Source organism: Geodermatophilus arenarius (genome assembly GCF_042654585.1).
In the GTDB taxonomy this organism is placed as follows: Bacteria; Actinomycetota; Actinomycetes; order Mycobacteriales; family Geodermatophilaceae; genus Geodermatophilus; species Geodermatophilus arenarius.
On record NZ_JBHSGR010000023.1, the window covers coordinates 1 to 15,192 of the forward strand.

Consider the following 15,192-nt stretch of genomic DNA (forward strand, 5'->3'; position numbering starts at 1 on the left):
GCACACGACGGCGCCCGTCCCCTCCGGCCGGAGGGGACGGGCGCCGTCGTGTGCGCTACTGCTGGTCCGGGCGCGGGACGTCGCCGCGCCAGGCACCGGTCTCGGTGCCGCGGCTCTCGATGAACTCCTTGAACCGCTGGGCGTCGGCCTTGACCTGGCGGTCGTCGAAGCCGAGCGCGGCGCCGGCCTTCTCGATGACGCCCTGCGGCTCCCAGTCGATCTGGATCATGACCCGGGTCTTGTTGTCGTCGAGGCGGTGGAAGGTCACGACGCCGGCGTGCTTGGCCTCGCCGCCGGTGCTGGCCCAGGCCACCCGCTCCTCGGGGTGCTGCTCGGTGATCTCGGCGTCGAACTCGCGCTTGACGCCGTCGATGTTGGTGACCCAGTGGGTGAGCGTGTCGTTCACCTGGGTGATGCGCTCGACCCCGCCCATGAACTGCGGGAAGGACTCGAACTGCGTCCACTGGTCGTAGGCGACACGGATGGGGACGTCGACGTCGACGGATTCCTGCACGCTGGCCACGGGAACGCTCCTCCTTGCTCGGGACTCGTTGCGGTCACGGCTGGCCTACCCATGCCCGCTGGAGTGGACACACCGAGGTCAGCGCAGTGCCGCGGCCACGCTCCCCCGCACCGGGGCGCCCTCGAGCAGCAGCATCTGCGCCAGGTGGTAGGCGTCCGGCTGCCCGGCCCAGGTGCCGGTGGCCACCTCGCCCGACGGCGTGAGCTCGTGGTGCCAGTTGCCGGTGGCGGGGTCGGCGAAGCGCTCCTCGCCGTGCGCCCGCCAGGCCGCGGCCAGGTCGGCGTAGCGGTCCTCGCCGGTGACCGCGCCGAGCACGGTGGCCGCCGCCACCGCCTCGCACAGCACCCAGTGCATCCGCGCGGTCACCACCGGCCGGTCGTCCCAGTCCAGCGTGTACGGGAAGCCCGGCTGCCCGTCCGCGGCCCAGCCCCGGCCGGCGGCCGCCTCGAACAGCCCGACCGCGTCGTCGAGCAGCCAGGCCGGCGCGCCGTCGCCCAGCGCCGCGCGCAGGTGCAGGCACAGCCGCGACCACTCGAACTGGTGCCCGACGGTGACCCCGTAGGGCCGGAACGGGTCGGCCGGGCGGTCCCGGTTGTGCTCGGGCAGCGGCGTCCAGGCGGCGTCGTAGTGCTCGGGCAGCCGCCAGTCCCGCTCGCGGGCCCAGCCGTGCACGATCCGCTCCGTGCTGCGCAGCGCGTGCTGCCGCAGCCGGGGGGCCTCCGCACCGCCGAGGGCGTCGGCCGCGGCGAGGGTCGCCTCGACGCCGTGCATGTTGGCGTTGGCGCCGCGGTAGTCCGACAGCCGGGACCAGTCCGCGGTCCACTCCTCGACGGCGAGGCCCGCGTCGTCGTCCCAGAAGTGCCGGTCCCACACCGCCAGCGCCTCGTCGAGCAGCGCCGGGCCCCCGTCGACGCCCGCGGCGGTGGAGGTCGCGCCCGCGAGCACGGCGAAGGCGTGCACGTACGCGCTCTTCGTGTCGTCGTCCTCCGCCGCCCGCCAGCCGCCGTCCGTGCCGTCGTGCAGGGGCCCCTCGCGCAGCGCCGTGAGGCCGTGACGGGCCAGTTCCTCCGCGCCCGGCCGGTCCAGCAGGTGCGCCAGCGCGAAGACGTGGGTCATCCGCGCGACGATCCAGGTCTGCTGCGGGCGGTCGGGCACGAGGGCGCCGTCGGCGCCGAGGTAGCCGAACCCGCCCTCGGGCACCCGGGCGCGGGCGGCGGCGGTGAGCAGCCGGTCGAGGTCGGTCACCGGCGCACGGTAGCGCCGTTCAGCCGCCGGGGCGGACGAGTCCGGTCTCGTAGGCGCGCACGACCGCCTGCACCCGGTCGCGCACGCCGAGCTTGGCCAGCAGGCGGGTGACGTGCGCCTTGACCGTGGCCTCGGTGACGACGAGCGTGCCGGCGATCTCGGCGTTGGACAGCCCCCGCGCGACGAGCAGCCACACCTCCCGCTCCCGCGGGCTGAGGTCGGCGGCGGGGTCCGGCCCGGTCGCCGGCGCCGGCGCGCGCAGGTGTCGCTCGACGAGCCGGCGGGTGACGGCGGGGGCGAGCAGCGCGTCGCCGTCGGCGACGGTGCGCACGGCGTCGACCAGCCGGCCGGGCGGCGCGTCCTTGAGCAGGAACCCGGCGGCGCCCGCCTCCAGCGCCCGGAAGACGTACTCGTCGAGGTCGAAGGTGGTGAGCACGAGCACCTGCGGGCCGGCCGGGTCCCGGCGCAGCCGGCGGGTGGCCTCGATGCCGTCCAGGCGCGGCATGCGCACGTCCATCACCACGACATCGGGCCGCACCCGCAGCGCCACCTCGACCGCCTCCACGCCGTCGGCGGCCTCCCCGGCCACCTCGACGTCGCCCGCCTCGAGCAGGCCGGTGATGCCCGACCGGACCAGCGCGTGGTCGTCGGCCACGACGACCCGCAGCCGGCGCGGCGCCGTCACGACGACCCCACCGGGAGGACCGCGCGGACCAGCCAGCCGCCGTCCGGCTCCGGACCCACGGCCAGCGACCCGCCGTACACGCGGACCCGCTCGCGCATGCCCGGGATGCCGTAGCCGCCGGAGCTCAGGCCGGACGGCGCCGGCGGCGCGTCCCCGGACGCCGCGCGGCGACCGTGGTCGCGGACCGCCACGGTGAGCTCGTCCCCGGTGCGGCCGACGGTGACGGTGGTCCGGGCGCCCGGCGCGTGCCGCAGGACGTTGGTGAGGGACTCCTGCACGATCCGGTAGACGGCCAGGGAGGGCCCGTCGGGCACGGTCCCCGCGACGTCCACGGTGAGCGCCACGTCCAGGCCGGCGCCGCGCGCCTCGTCGACCAGGTCCGGCAGCCGCTCGATGCCCGGCTGCGGCAGGTAGACGGCCTCGCCCTCGCGCAGGACGTCGAGCAGGTGGCGCATCTCCGCCATGGCCTCGGTGGCGGTGCGGCGCGCCGTGCCGATGTGGTCGCGGGCGCGGTCCGGGTCGCGGCCGACGAACAGTTCCGCGGCGCCGGTCTGCAGCACCACGACCGACACGGCGTGCGCGACGACGTCGTGCAGCTCCCGGGCGATGCGGGCCCGCTCCTGCGCCACGGCCCGGTCGGCCGCGGCGGCCGAGCCGGCCTCGGCGCGCAGGGCGGCCAGCGCCCGGTGGTGGACGACGCGCCCGCCGGTCCAGGCGCCGGCGACGAAGAAGAACAGCAGGACCAGCGCGCGGGGACGGGACGCCTCGACGCCGAAGTAGCCGAGCTGCCCCGCCGCCGCCATGGCGGCCACCGGCAGCGCGCCCAGGCCCACGGCCGCGGGCAGGGAGCGGACGTGCACGGCGACGGTGAAGGCGGCCAGCAGCAGGCTCGGGAAGGGCGTGAAGGTCGCCGCCGCCTCCGCGGTCGCCGCGTGCACGACGAGCGCGGCCGCGACCACGGCGGTCACCGAGCCGGGGAACCGGCGGCGCACCGCCAGCGGGAGGGTCGACACCAGGACGAACAGCGCGCCCGGGACCGGTGCCAGGCCGGGTGAGAGGACCACCTCGACCAGCCCCCACACGGCCAGGCCCGCGGCGACCGCCAGGTCCAGCCCGCTGGTCCAGCGGGGCACCGCCGCCGCCGCGACCGCGGGGTGCCGGGCGGTCCCGGCGGTCGTCGTCACGGCACGGGAACCTACGGGTCCCGGAGCCGGCCGCGCGTCCCCCGGAAGGCGACACGGGGGTTCGACCGAGGTCGACACCGCGGTCGCGACCCGCCGCCGCCGGATGTGGACCGCAGGCCGACGCCGGCGTGCCCCGGCCGTTCCTAGCGTCCTCGGCGACCGCCTGACCAGGCGTCCCCACCGAGCCGAGGAGCCCTCGTGACCACCACGCTGCCCACCCCCGCCCCCGCCGCGACCCGGCCCCGGACCGGCGCCCGGGCCGGCACCCGGGCCGGCGCCGCCGCCCTCGTCGCCGCCGGCATCTCGGTCGCCGTCGGCGTCACCCAGCTGCTCCACCCGCAGGACACCGACCCGGCGATCGAGCCGCGCACCGCCGCCATCCTCGTCGGCACGGCCGTGATGCTCTGGGCACTGCCGGTCCTCCACCTGCACCTCGCCGCGCTGGCCGGCACCCGCTGGCCGGCCATCGCGGCCTCCACCGGGACGGTGCTGCTCAGCGGCGGCATGCTGTCCAGCGTCGTCAACGGCGAGGACCTGGCCTTCTTCCCCGCCGTGGCGCTGGTGGCCAACGCGCTGTGGTTCCTCGGCTCGGTCGCCCTGGCCGTCGGCCTGTGGCGCTCGGGGCGGGTGTCCCGCCCGCTGGTCGCGCTGCTGCCGCTGGTGACGCCGGTCTTCCTGTTCCTGTCCCAGACGGGCGGGGGTGTGCCGGTGGGCGCCTACCTCGCCGTCGTCGGCTGGCTGCTGCTGCGCGGGCAGCTCGACCGCCGCGCCTGAGCCCGGGTCGAGGGCCTGCCGACCGGTGTCGGCAGGCCCTCGGCCCGTGCCCGGGGTCAGAACGCGAGCGCCAGCCCGGGGTCGGCCAGGAGCGCGCCGACGTCGGCGAGGAACCGGCTGCCGAGCTCGCCGTCGATGATCCGGTGGTCGAACGACAGCGCCAGCTGCGTCACCTGCCGGACGGCGACCCTGCCCTTGTGCACCCAGGGCATCTCGCGGACCGCGCCGAAGGCCAGGATCGCCGACTCACCGGGGTTGAGGATCGGCGTCCCGGTGTCGACGCCGAACACCCCGACGTTGGTGATCGTGATCGTCCCGCCGGTCATGTCCGCCGGCGCGGTCCGCCCCGCCCGCGCCGTCTCGGTGAGCTCGGTGAGCGCCCGGGCGAGCTCGGCCAGCGACAGCCGCCCGGCGTCCTTGACGTTGGGCACGACCAGCCCGCGCGGGGTGGCCGCGGCGATGCCGAGGTTGACCTGCCCGTGGACGACGATCTCCTGCGCCGCCTCGTCCCACGAGCTGTTCACCACCGGGTGGCGCTGCGCCGCGAGCAGCAGCGCCTTCGCCACGAACAGCAGCGGGCCGACCTTGACCCCGGCGAACTCCGGGCGGGCGGCGACCCGCGCGCGCAGCTTCATCGTCCGGGTGACGTCGACGGTCAGGAACTCCGTGACGTGCGGCGCGGTGAACGCGCTGGCCACCATCGCCGCCGCCGTCGCCTTGCGCACGCCCTTGACCGGGATCCGCTGGTCGCCGGCGGCGGGGGCCACGGGCGCGGGCGCCGCGGCGGGGGCCGACGGCGCGCTCGCGGCGGCGGTGACGTCCTCCCGGGTGATGACGCCGCCGGCGCCGCTGCCGGTGAGCGCCGCGAGGTCGACGCCGAGGTCGCGGGCGAGCTTGCGCACCGGCGGCTTGGCCAGCGGGCGCACCGATCCCCGGCCGGGCGCGGCCGGCCGGGACGGGGCGGCCGCCTCGGCGCGGGCGTGCGCCTCGGCCTGCCGGCCCACCTCGAGGCCGCCGTGCCGCACGGGCTTGACCGTGGCGTCGGGGGCGGTGGCCAGCAGCGGCGGCCGCTCGAGGTCATCGGCCGCCCGGGAGTGGTCGGTGCCGGCCGGCGCGGGCGCGGCGGCGGGCTCGGCGGGCGCCGACCGGCGCGAGCGCCGGCGGGCCTCGGTGTTGCGCGGCCCGTAGCCGACGAGCACCGCCGTCCGCCCGCCCGGGGCGGCCCCGCCGATCAGCCCGGCCCCGGCCTCCCCGCCGTCCGCGGGAGCCGCGGGGGCGGGGGCGTCCTCGCCGCCGACGTCGATCGTGATGATCGGCGTGCCGACGTCGACGGTCGTGCCCGCCTCGTGCAGCAGCTCGGTCACCGTGCCGGCGTACGGCGAGGGCAGCTCGACGGCGGCCTTGGCGGTCTCCACCTCGCACAGCGGCTGGTTGACCGTGACGGTGTCGCCCACGGCCACCAGCCACTGCAGGATCTCGCCGTCGGTCAGCCCCTCCCCGACGTCGGGGAGCCTGAACTGGCGCAGCTGCCCCATCAGGACGCCACCACCCGGTCGACGGCGTCGAGCACGCGGTCGAGGTCGGGGAGGTACTCCTCCTCCAGCTTCGACGGCGGGTAGGGGGTGTCGTAGCCGCCGACCCGCAGCACCGGCGCCTCCAGCGAAAAGAAGCACTCCTCGGTGATCCGCGCGGCGATCTCCGCGCCGAGGCCGAGGGTCACCGGCGCCTCGTGGACGACGACGCAGCGGCCGGTGCGGCGCACCGACTCGAACACCGGGTCCAGGTCCAGCGGCGAGAGGGTGCGCAGGTCGACGACCTCCAGCGAGCGGCCCTCCTCGGCGGCGGCGTCGGCGGCCTGCAGCGCCGTCTTCACCATCGGGCCGTAGGCCAGCACCGTGACGTCGTCGCCGCCGCGGACCACCCGGGAGGCGAACAGCGGGTCGGGCGTGGCGTCGGTGTCGACCTCGGCCTTCTCCCAGTACCGCCGCTTGGGCTCGAGGAAGACGACCGGGTCGGGGTGGGCGATCGCCTGCTGGATGCCCCAGTAGGCGTCGACCGGGTTGCTGACCGCGACCACCTTGAGCCCGGGGGTGTGCGCGAAGTACGCCTCGGGGCTCTCGCTGTGGTGCTCGACGGCGCCGATGCCGCCGCCGAACGGGATGCGGATGACGATCGGCACGGCCAGCTTCCCGCGGGAGCGGGCGTGGATCTTGGCGACCTGGGTGACGATCTGGTTGTAGGCGGGGAAGACGAACCCGTCGAACTGGATCTCGCAGACCGGCCGGTAGCCGCGCATGGCCAGGCCGACGGCGGTGCCGAGGATGCCGGCCTCGGCCAGCGGGGTGTCGACGACGCGGTCCTCGCCGAAGTCCTTCTGCAGGCCGTCGGTGATGCGGAAGACGCCGCCGAGGCGGCCGATGTCCTCGCCCATGAGCACGACCTTGGCGTCGTCCTCCATGGCGCGGCGCAGGCCGAGGTTGAGGGCCTTGCCGATGGTGAGCGTCTCGGTGCCCATCAGGAACCCGCCCCCTCGAAGCTCGCCTGGTAGGCCTCGAAGGCCTGCTGCTGCGCGGCCAGGTGCGGCGTCTGCTCCGCGTACACCCGGTCGAACATCGCCGTGCCCGGCGGGTCGGGCATCTCCAGCGTGCCCTTCCGGATGCGCGCGGCCAGCTCGTCGGCCTCGGCCTCGACGGCGTCGAAGAACTCCTGGTCGGCGGTGCCGCTGCGGGACAGGTGCGCCTTCACCCGCGCGATCGGGTCGCGCAGCTTCCACTCCTCCAGCTCGCTGGCCAGCCGGTAGCGGGTGGGGTCGTCGGAGGTGGTGTGGGCGCCCATCCGGTAGGTGAACGCCTCGACGAACGTCGGGCCCTGGCCCTCGCGGGCGGCCTGCAGGGCGGCCCGGGTGACGGCGAGGACGGCGAGGACGTCGTTGCCGTCGACGCGGACGCCGGGGAAGCCGAAGCCGGCCGCGCGCTGGTACAGCGGGACGCGGGACTGCCGCTCCAGCGGCACGCTGATGGCGTACTGGTTGTTCTGGCAGAAGAAGACGACCGGGGCCGAGAAGCTGGCCGCCCAGATCATCGCCTCGTTGACCTCGCCCTGGCTGGTGGCGCCGTCGCCGAGGAAGGCGAGCGTGGCGGTCTCCGCGCCGTCGCGCTGCAGGCCCATCGCGTAGCCGGTGGCGTGCAGGGTCTGCGCGCCGATGACGACGGTGTAGAGGTTGAAGCCGGTGGCCACCGGGTCCCAGCCGCCGTTGTCGACGCCGCGGAACAGGCTGATGACGTGCAGCGGGTCGACGCCGCGCACCCAGGCGACGCCGTGCTCGCGGTAGGTGGGGAAGGCCATGTCGTCGGCGGCCATCGCGCGGCCGGCGCCGATCTGCGCGGCCTCCTGCCCCAGCAGCGAGGCCCAGATGCCGAGCTCGCCCTGGCGCTGCAGGGCGGTGGCCTCGACGTCCCAGCGGCGGACCAGCACGAGGTCGCGGTAGAGCCCGCGCAGCTCCTCGTCGCCGATCTCGAGGGGGTAGTCGGGGTGCTCGACCCGCTCGCCCTCGGGGGTCAGCAGCTGCACCAGGTCCGGTTGCTGGGGCAGGTGCGGCGCCGCTGCCCCGGGTACCGGGTCCACCGCCTCCGTGGTCACGCTCGGCACGCTCACGCGCTCCTCCTCGCCGTCGGCCGCGGCTGCCGGGGTCGCCGGCCGGTCGCGGTGCTGGACGTCCTGTGTGCGCCGGGGTGTGGCGGCACTCACACATCGTGGCACGACCGACCCCGTCCGGAGGAGATCACCCCCCTCCCGGATTGCGCAAGGTCGGGACGGCGGACTGCGCAGGATGACGACTGGTAGGACGTCCGAACGTGTCAGACTGAGCAGATGCCGCCCGGTCCGGACCGTCTGGACGCCACCGACGCCCGCCTGGTGCAGGCGCTGACCGACGACCCCCGCGCCACGGTCATGGCCCTGTCCCAGCGGCTGGGGCTGGCGCGCAACACCGTGCAGGCGCGGCTGGCCCGGCTGGAGTCCGGCGGCTTCCTGGCGCCGTTCGACGCCCGGGTGCGGCCCGAGGCGCTCGGCTACCGGCTCGGCGCCTACGTGACCGTGCAGGTCGTGCAGCGCAGCCTCGAGGAGGTCGCGGCCGCGCTCGCGGCGCTGCCGGAGGTGCTCGAGGTGACGGCGCTGTCCGGGGCCGCCGACCTGCTCGTGCGCGTGGTCGCGGTCGACGCCGACGACCTGTGGCGGCTCACCGAGCAGGTGCTCGCGGTCCCCGGCGTGGAGCGCACCGACACCGCGCTCGCGCTGCGCCGCTACGTCGACCACCGGGTCGCCCCGCTGCTGGAGCGGGCTGCGGGGGCGGACCCGGCGCCGGGCGGGTAGGACGGGTCGGACCGCCGTCACCGACCCGAGGAGCCCCGTGGCCACCCCGCTGCCCGACCTGCTCGACGAGCTGCTGCGCACCTACGGCCCCTGCGGGGAGGAGCAGTCGGTGCGCGACCTCGTCCGCCGGGAGCTCGAGCCGCTGGCCGACGAGGTGTCGGTGGACGCCGCGGGCAACCTGGTCGCGCTCCTGCACGGGCGGGACCGGTCGGCCCCGGCCGTCCGCGTCATGGCACACCTGGACGAGCTGTCGATGATGGTCAAGCGGGTCGAGCCCGACGGCTCGCTGCGGGTGAGCTCGCTGGGCGTCATGTACCCGGGCAACTTCGGCCTGGGCCCGGTCGCCGTCCTCGGCCGGCGGGAGACGCTCACCGGCGTGCTCACCCTCGGCTCGGAGCACACGACCACCGACAGCCCGCGGATCTGGGAGACCAAGCCGGACCAGGGCGACAAGGCCATGGACTGGTCGCACGTGTACGTCTTCACCGGGCGCCTGGCCGACGAGCTGGCCGCGGCCGGCGTGCACCCCGGCACCCGGGTGTGCGTGCACGCCGACCGGCGCGGGCTCACCCGCTTCGGCGACTTCGTCGGCGGCTACTTCCTCGACGACCGCGCCGCGCTGACCGCCCTCGTCGGCGCCGCCCGGCTGCTGCGCGGGCGCCCGCACGGCGACGTGCACCTGGTCGCGACCACCAGCGAGGAGATGGGCGGCATCGGCGCCTCCTACGCCGCCCGCACCCTGCCCGGCGACCTCACCGTCGCCCTCGACGTCGGCCCGGCGGAGGCCGAGTACCAGGTCACCGTCGACGGCGGCCCCGTGGTCGCCTACGCCGACGACGCCGTCGTCTACGACCGGGCCGTCGCCGACGCGCTGGTCGACACCGGCCGCGAGCTCGGCGTGGACCCGCAGACGGCGGTGTGGCAGTCCTTCGACTCCGACGCCTCGCAGGCGAAGGCCTCGGGCCAGACGGCGCGGGCGGCGCTGCTCAGCCTGCCCACGCTGAGCACGCACGGGTACGAGGTGCTGCACACCGGCACCGTCGACCGGACCGCCCGGCTGCTCGCCGCCTTCCTCGCCCGCCCGCTGCCGGTCAGCTGACCCGGCGGACGCGCACCGGGCCGCGGGCGGTGGCGACGTCGACCACCGCGCCGCGCTGGGTCACCTCGACCGCGCCCCGCCGTGCGAGCCGGCCCGCGGCGGCGCGGGCCTGCGGCATCAGGTCGCGCCAGCCCTCCGGGTCGACCGCGCGGGCCGCCTCGGAGGGGCAGATCGTGGCGCCCGGTGCGCGGGCGTCGAGCAGCGCGTCGATGGCCCGCTCGAGGGCCGCGCCGGCGTCGTCCACTCCCCCAGGATGCGCCCGTTTGCCCTGGTGAGCGCGGCGGGTACCGCGGGCGGCATGGCGAGACGCACCCCGGTGGGGACGTTCGGCAAGGGCAGGCGGGGCATCAGCACGCTCGGCTGGGCGCTGCGCGGTGCGGCGGCCGGCGCGGCGGGCTCCACTGCGCTCAACGCCGTCACCTACCTCGACATGACCGTCCGTGGCCGCGGGACCAGCTCGACGCCCGAGCAGACCGTGGAGAAGCTCGCCGAGAAGGCGCACGTGCCGATCCCCGGCGACGAGGAGCACCGGCAGAACCGGGTCCAGGGGCTCGGGCCGATGACCGGCCTGGTCGCGGGCGTCGGCGTGGGCGTCGTCGTCGGGCTGGCCCGCGCCTCGGGCTTCCGGTCGCAGCCGCTGGTCGGGACGCTGCTCACCACGCTCGGCGTCCTGGTGGCGGCCAACGGCCCGATGACGGCGCTGGGCATCACCGACCCGCGCACCTGGTCGGCCACCGACTGGGTGAGCGACCTCGTGCCGCACCTGGCCTACGGCGCCGTCGTCAAGACCACGATGGACGCCTTCGACCGGCCATGAACGGCATGGGGAGCTCTCCGCGCGTACGGGCCGTCGACACGTGCGGATCGCTTCCTACGCCTCGCCGGCCGTCGCCGACCAGCCGCGGGGGTCGACGTCGCCGGGGACGGGGGCGGCGGGGTCGTAGGGCGAGCGGGTGAAGACGAACGTGCCCAGGTCCAGGTGGTCGCCGGCGATCCGCAGCGGCTCGCCGGCGTAGTAGCCGTCCAGGCCCACCCAGGTGCCGTCGGCGTCGCGGCGGAAGCGGCTGGCCCGCCCCGACCGGCCGGGCAGCGGGCCGAGGTGCAGCAGGCCGCCGTCCACCGCGCGCAGGGCGTGCGGCGCGGGGCCCCAGTACCAGACGCCGAGCTGCTCCAGCGGCACCGGCGGCTCGGCCGGGCGCCACGGCTCGGCCACCCGCGGCTCGGCCGCACGGAGGTCGGCCAGCAGGCCGGGGACGAGCACGTCCAGGCCGCTGGTGGTGTTGGCCAGCGAGACGCCGCCGGTCCCCTCCTCGCGGTCGACGAAGACGCCGGCCAGGAAGCCGGGCATCGAGCCGCCGTGGCCGGTGAGCGTGCGGCCGTCGACCCGCAGCACCTGCAGGCCCAGCCCGTAGGCCGACCAGGCCGGTGAGGAGCCGTCGACGCCGGCCGGCACGGCCATCTCCTCGAGCGTCGCCGGGGACAGCACGTCGCCGGTGTCGCCGAGCAGGAAGGCGGCGAAGCGGGCGAGGTCGGCCAGCGTCGCCCACAGCTGCCCGGCGGCGGCCATCACGCCGGCGTCGTGCTCGGGCTCGGGCAGGACGACGTCGGCCCACGGGTGGACGGCGTAGCCCTGCGCGGCGCGGCCGGAGGGGCGCGGCGTCGTCCGGGTCATGCCCAGCGGCCCGAGCACCTCGGCGGTGACGACGTCCTCCCACGACCGCCCGCGCAGCCGGGCCACGAGCTCGCCGAGCAGGCCGAAGCCGAGGTTCGAGTAGTGGAAGCGCCGGGCCTCGCCCAGGACGACGTGCTCCCCGGACAGCCGCAGGTCGGCCAGCGGGCCGCCGGGCACCCGCTCCCACCAGCCGCCCGGGCTCTCCGCGGCGGCGCCGGCCAGGTGCGAGAGCAGCTGGCCGACCGACCGGTCGCCGAACGGCGTGCCGGGCACGTGCCGGTCCAGCGGGTCGTCCAGCGCCAGCCGGCCCTCGTCGCGCAGCCGCATGACCGCGACGGCGGTGACGGTCTTGCTGATGGACCCGAGCCGGTACTGGACGTCGGTGTGCGGCTCGGCGACGTCGCCGCGGCCGGCCGACCAGGCCAGCCCGCCGTCCCGGACCACCCCGGCGACCAGGCCGGGCGCCCGCCCCTCGCGCTGCACCCGGGCGGTGCGGGCCAGCAGGGTGCGGGCGGTCGAGGGCAGCACGGGCTCCGGCATGACCGGAACGGTAGGTCAGGCGCGGACGGGCGCCGCCAGCCGCCCGGTGCGCCCGGCCCAGCGCTCGAACACCACGGTGACCAGCGGCGGGATGGAGGCGGCCAGCGCGAGCAGCGTCGTCCACCGGGACCAGCCGAGCACCCGCGCGGCGACCAGCGCCACGACCACGTAGGCGATGAACACCGCGCCGTGGACCGGCCCGAACACCTGGACGCCGGCCTCCGAGGTCTCCGGCACGTACTTGACGTACATGCCGGCCAGCAGGCCGATCCAGGAGAGGGCCTCGGCGACGGCGACGACGCGGAAGGCCAGGGCGACGGTGCGGGGGTTCATCGGTGCGCGGTCCTCGGGTCGGGGGCGGTTCCGGAGGGTCAACGCGGCAGCGGGCGCCGGCGTCCCGGTCGCGGGGTGTGAGGTGCGTGGCAGGGTCGGGTCGTGCGGGGTCCGGCGCAGCGGGGGTCCCGTCCGGTCCTGCTGCGCCGGCTGGCCGACCTGCGGCCGGACCCGGTGGCCGCGGCGCTGCCCCGGCTGAGGCGCGACCCGCGTCAGCCGATGCGGCGGGCGCCGGCGTAGCCGCCCATCGCGTCGATGCTGGCGACCTTGACGACGTCGCCCGACGTCGGCGCGTGCACCATCTGGCCGTTGCCGATGTAGATGCCGACGTGGCTCACCGGGCTGTAGAAGAAGACCAGGTCACCGGGCTGCAGGTTCGCGCGGGAGACCGCGGTGCCCATCGTCGACTGCATCCTGCTGGAGTGCGGGAGGCTGATCCCCGCGGCGCGGAAGGCGTACTGGGTGAGGCCGGAGCAGTCGAACGAGCTCGGGCCGGCGGCCGCCCACACGTAGGGCTTGCCGCGCTGGGCCATGGCGGTGGCGACGACGGTCCCGGCGACGCCGCTGGCCGGCGCGGCCGCCGCGGCCGGCTCCTCGGCGGAGGAGGACGCGGAGGACGACGCAGTGTCCTCGCGCTCCTCGTCGCGGCTGGCGCGGGAGTCCTCGGCGGCGTGCGCCGCGGCGGCGGCCTCGAGGGCGGCGCGCCGCTCCTCGGCGCTCAGCCGGGCGTAGTCGGTCTGGTAGGCGGCGATCTGCGCCTCGAGGTCTGCCTGCTGGGCGGCGACGGCGTCGTACTGGCGCTGCGCCTCGGCGGCGGCCTCGGCGGCGGCGGCCTGCGCGGCGGTGGCGGTCTCGGTGGCGGCCGCGGCCTGGCCGAGCAGCTCGCCCTGGTAACCGGCGACGCCCTGCAGCAGGGTGACGCGGTTGACGAACTCGTCGGCGTCCTCGCTGGTCATGAGCGCCTGCAGCGAGCCCATGCTGTCGCCGGTGTAGGCCGACCGGGCGATCCCGATCACCTGCTGCCGCGCGGTGTCCACGGCGGCCTGGGCGGCGGCCAGCTGCGCGGCGGCGGCGTCGGCGGCGGCCTGCTGGGCGACGAGCGCCTCGCGGGCCTCGTTGAACTGCTCGGTGACGGCCTCGAGCTCGTGGCCCCGGGCGGCGACCAGCTGCGCGGCCTCGGCGGCCGACGTCGGCTCCTCCGCCCGGGCCGGCGCCGGGACGGCCCCCAGCCCGAGACCGATGCCGAGGGCGCCGACGAGCGCGAGGGCGGCGCGGCGGCCGCGGCCGGTCGCGGGCGTGCCGGGGACGGACGTGCGCAGGGACGCCACGCGGCGGTCTCTCCTTCTCCCAGGCCGCCTACCGGGTTAGCTGACGGGTTCGGGCGTGGAGTCGCCCGGCGCGTGCGGACACGCGCTACACCCCAGGACTGCGATGGGTCCCCGGCCCGGTCTCCGCTGCGGGAGGACCGGCTCGACGGCGTCCACGGGGTGTCACCCGGACTGGTGACGGAGCGCCCCGTTGGACACACTCAGCGTAAGGTCCGTGACCGGCGTGTGACAATCACCCCGGTGTAATTACATCAGTCACGGACGGTGACCAGGCGACTCCGGGAGGTTCCCGACCCCCGCCGGTTTGCGCGGCCGTGGGGACGTGTACCGATTGCTGCATGTCCTCTTCCACGCGGATGCGCCTGGCCCGGCCGCTCGTCGTGCTCGCCCTGCTCGGCTCCCTGGTCGCCTGTGGCGACAACACCGACTTCTCCCGCGGCCCGACCAACTGCGACTCCGCCGGCGGCAACGCCAGCAACGAGAACGACGCCAGTTGCCAGGAGACCGGCCAGAACCCGGGCAACGACGCCCCCACCACCGACGACGCGAGCACCGACGACTGAGCGCCGTCCGGTCCCCGGCGGGCGCCGGGCCGCCGGGACTGGTGGCATGGGCGGGTGAGCCCGGCACGCAGGTGGACGGCGGCCCGGTTGCGGGTCGAGACGCGCGCGCTGCTGGCCGGTGCCCGGCGCCTGCTGCGCGGCCGTGACCTCGCGCTGATCGGCGCGGGCCTGACCTTCTACGCCGGCATCGCGGTGGTGCCGCTGGTGCTGGTCTCCGTCCGGCTGACCGCGCTGGCCACCTCGGCCGGGGAGGTCCGCGGGCGCAGCGAGCGGCTGGCCGAGCTGCTGCCGGAGTCACTGGGCGCGCCGGACGCGGTGGCCCGGCTGGTCGACGCCGGCGTCCGGCTGGACCTGCTGGGGTTCGCGCTGGCGCTGCTGCCGCTGTCGCTGTACGGCGAGGGGCTGCGGCGGGCGCTGATGCGGTTCAGCCAGCGGCGGGAGAACCTCACCGGCTGGCGGGGCCGGCTGCTCACGCTGCCCCTGGTCGTGGTGACGCCCCTGCTGCTGTACCCGCTGCTGCTGGCCGCCACGGCCATGGCCGACCTGGCCCGCGAGGACGGCGCCGGGCCCCTGATCGGGCGGTTCGCCGTCGGCTACTACTCGGTGCTGTTCGTGCTGACCGTGCCCATCCTCTGGGGCTACGGCGTGGTGGCCGGCGGCCGGCGCCGGTGGGGCGCGCTGGTCAGCGGCGCGCTGTTCACCGCGGCCTGCCTGTCCGGCTTCCTGCAGGGCTTCGTGCTGTTCCTGTCGCTGCCCCTGGACCTCGGCGCGCCCTTCGGCGGCCTGGTGGTCGTCGGTGCGGTGGTCGCCATCGGCCTGTGGCTGTTCCTGCTGCACCTGGTCCTGCTGGCCGGGTGGCTGCTCACCCAGTCCCT

At 76.4% G+C, this 15,192-nt stretch carries 16 protein-coding genes, 1 pseudogene and 1 riboswitch; of the genes and pseudogenes, 6 read left to right on the plus strand and 11 right to left on the minus strand.

Features of this window, described 5'->3' with window-relative positions:
- Positions 1-55 precede the first annotated feature (55 nt).
- The 4 genes from ACFO3M_RS18410 to ACFO3M_RS18425 form a co-directional block, all read right to left on the minus strand.
- Positions 56-523: an SRPBCC family protein gene (locus ACFO3M_RS18410; RefSeq protein ID WP_387992170.1), complete on the minus strand. Its 468-nt coding sequence runs from the start codon at positions 521-523 to the stop codon at positions 56-58.
- Positions 524-601: 78 nt separating this feature from the next.
- Entirely contained in the window at positions 602-1,768 is a 1,167-nt protein-coding gene (locus ACFO3M_RS18415; protein ID WP_387992172.1) for an AGE family epimerase/isomerase, read from the minus strand.
- Between the two features lie 19 nt (positions 1,769-1,787).
- Positions 1,788-2,453, minus strand: a complete 666-nt coding sequence (locus ACFO3M_RS18420; protein ID WP_387992175.1) for a response regulator — start codon at positions 2,451-2,453, stop codon at positions 1,788-1,790.
- Entirely contained in the window at positions 2,450-3,637 is a 1,188-nt protein-coding gene (locus ACFO3M_RS18425) for a sensor histidine kinase (RefSeq protein WP_387992178.1), read from the minus strand. Before ACFO3M_RS18425 ends, ACFO3M_RS18420 begins: the two co-directional genes overlap by 4 nt.
- A gap of 198 nt (positions 3,638-3,835) precedes the next feature.
- On the opposite strand from ACFO3M_RS18425, the gene ACFO3M_RS18430 reads away from it, so the two are divergent.
- Entirely contained in the window at positions 3,836-4,411 is a 576-nt protein-coding gene (locus ACFO3M_RS18430; RefSeq protein WP_387992181.1) for a hypothetical protein, read from the plus strand.
- Positions 4,412-4,467: 56 nt separating this feature from the next.
- Here ACFO3M_RS18430 and ACFO3M_RS18435 read toward each other — a convergent pair whose 3' ends face one another.
- From ACFO3M_RS18435 to pdhA, 3 genes are read right to left on the minus strand one after another with little or no spacing between them, the layout of a single operon-like run.
- Entirely contained in the window at positions 4,468-5,946 is a 1,479-nt protein-coding gene (locus ACFO3M_RS18435; protein ID WP_387992184.1) for a dihydrolipoamide acetyltransferase family protein, read from the minus strand.
- Entirely contained in the window at positions 5,946-6,926 is a 981-nt protein-coding gene (locus ACFO3M_RS18440; protein ID WP_387992187.1) for an alpha-ketoacid dehydrogenase subunit beta, read from the minus strand. The genes ACFO3M_RS18435 and ACFO3M_RS18440 overlap by 1 nt, the downstream gene beginning before the upstream one ends.
- A complete protein-coding gene (gene pdhA / locus ACFO3M_RS18445; protein WP_387992190.1) occupies positions 6,926-8,065 on the minus strand; it encodes a pyruvate dehydrogenase (acetyl-transferring) E1 component subunit alpha in 1,140 nt (379 codons plus the stop codon). The genes ACFO3M_RS18440 and pdhA overlap by 1 nt, the downstream gene beginning before the upstream one ends.
- A gap of 216 nt (positions 8,066-8,281) precedes the next feature.
- Between pdhA and ACFO3M_RS18450 the strand changes: the two genes are divergently transcribed.
- Together ACFO3M_RS18450 and ACFO3M_RS18455 are read left to right on the plus strand one after the other, a co-directional pair.
- Positions 8,282-8,782 (plus strand): Lrp/AsnC family transcriptional regulator, encoded by a 501-nt coding sequence (locus tag ACFO3M_RS18450; RefSeq protein ID WP_387992192.1) that lies wholly within the window; start codon positions 8,282-8,284, stop codon positions 8,780-8,782.
- Positions 8,783-8,819: 37 nt separating this feature from the next.
- Entirely contained in the window at positions 8,820-9,881 is a 1,062-nt protein-coding gene (locus ACFO3M_RS18455) for a M42 family metallopeptidase (RefSeq protein WP_387992195.1), read from the plus strand.
- Here the strand turns inward: ACFO3M_RS18455 and ACFO3M_RS18460 are convergent.
- A complete protein-coding gene (locus tag ACFO3M_RS18460; protein ID WP_387992198.1) occupies positions 9,874-10,125 on the minus strand; it encodes a DUF3253 domain-containing protein in 252 nt (83 codons plus the stop codon). The genes ACFO3M_RS18455 and ACFO3M_RS18460 overlap by 8 nt on opposite strands.
- Positions 10,126-10,179: 54 nt before the next feature.
- On the opposite strand from ACFO3M_RS18460, the gene ACFO3M_RS18465 reads away from it, so the two are divergent.
- Positions 10,180-10,698, plus strand: coding sequence for a hypothetical protein (locus tag ACFO3M_RS18465; protein ID WP_387992201.1), 519 nt, complete (start codon positions 10,180-10,182; stop codon positions 10,696-10,698).
- Positions 10,699-10,752: 54 nt separating this feature from the next.
- On the opposite strand, the gene ACFO3M_RS18470 is transcribed toward ACFO3M_RS18465, so the two are convergent.
- The 3 genes from ACFO3M_RS18470 to ACFO3M_RS18480 all read right to left on the minus strand — a co-directional run bounded on the left by ACFO3M_RS18470 (position 10,753) and on the right by ACFO3M_RS18480 (position 13,754).
- On the minus strand, positions 10,753-12,093 hold the full coding sequence (locus ACFO3M_RS18470) for a serine hydrolase domain-containing protein (RefSeq protein WP_387992204.1): 1,341 nt from the start codon (positions 12,091-12,093) through the stop codon (positions 10,753-10,755).
- 15 nt (positions 12,094-12,108) lie between these two features.
- Complete coding sequence (locus ACFO3M_RS18475) at positions 12,109-12,426, minus strand: DUF3817 domain-containing protein (RefSeq protein ID WP_387992207.1); 318 nt, start codon at positions 12,424-12,426, stop codon at positions 12,109-12,111.
- Positions 12,427-12,638: 212 nt separating this feature from the next.
- On the minus strand, positions 12,639-13,754 hold the full coding sequence (locus tag ACFO3M_RS18480; protein WP_387992210.1) for a C40 family peptidase: 1,116 nt from the start codon (positions 13,752-13,754) through the stop codon (positions 12,639-12,641).
- Positions 13,755-13,765: 11 nt separating this feature from the next.
- Positions 13,766-13,898: riboswitch (cyclic di-AMP (ydaO/yuaA leader) on the minus strand.
- A 194-nt stretch (positions 13,899-14,092) separates the two neighbouring features.
- Between ACFO3M_RS18480 and ACFO3M_RS18485 the strand changes: the two genes are divergently transcribed.
- Positions 14,093-14,317 (plus strand): hypothetical protein, encoded by a 225-nt coding sequence (locus ACFO3M_RS18485; protein ID WP_387992213.1) that lies wholly within the window; start codon positions 14,093-14,095, stop codon positions 14,315-14,317.
- Between the two features lie 54 nt (positions 14,318-14,371).
- Positions 14,372-15,187: pseudogene (locus ACFO3M_RS18490) on the plus strand (YhjD/YihY/BrkB family envelope integrity protein); the annotation flags it as partial.
- Positions 15,188-15,192: the final 5 nt, after the last annotated feature.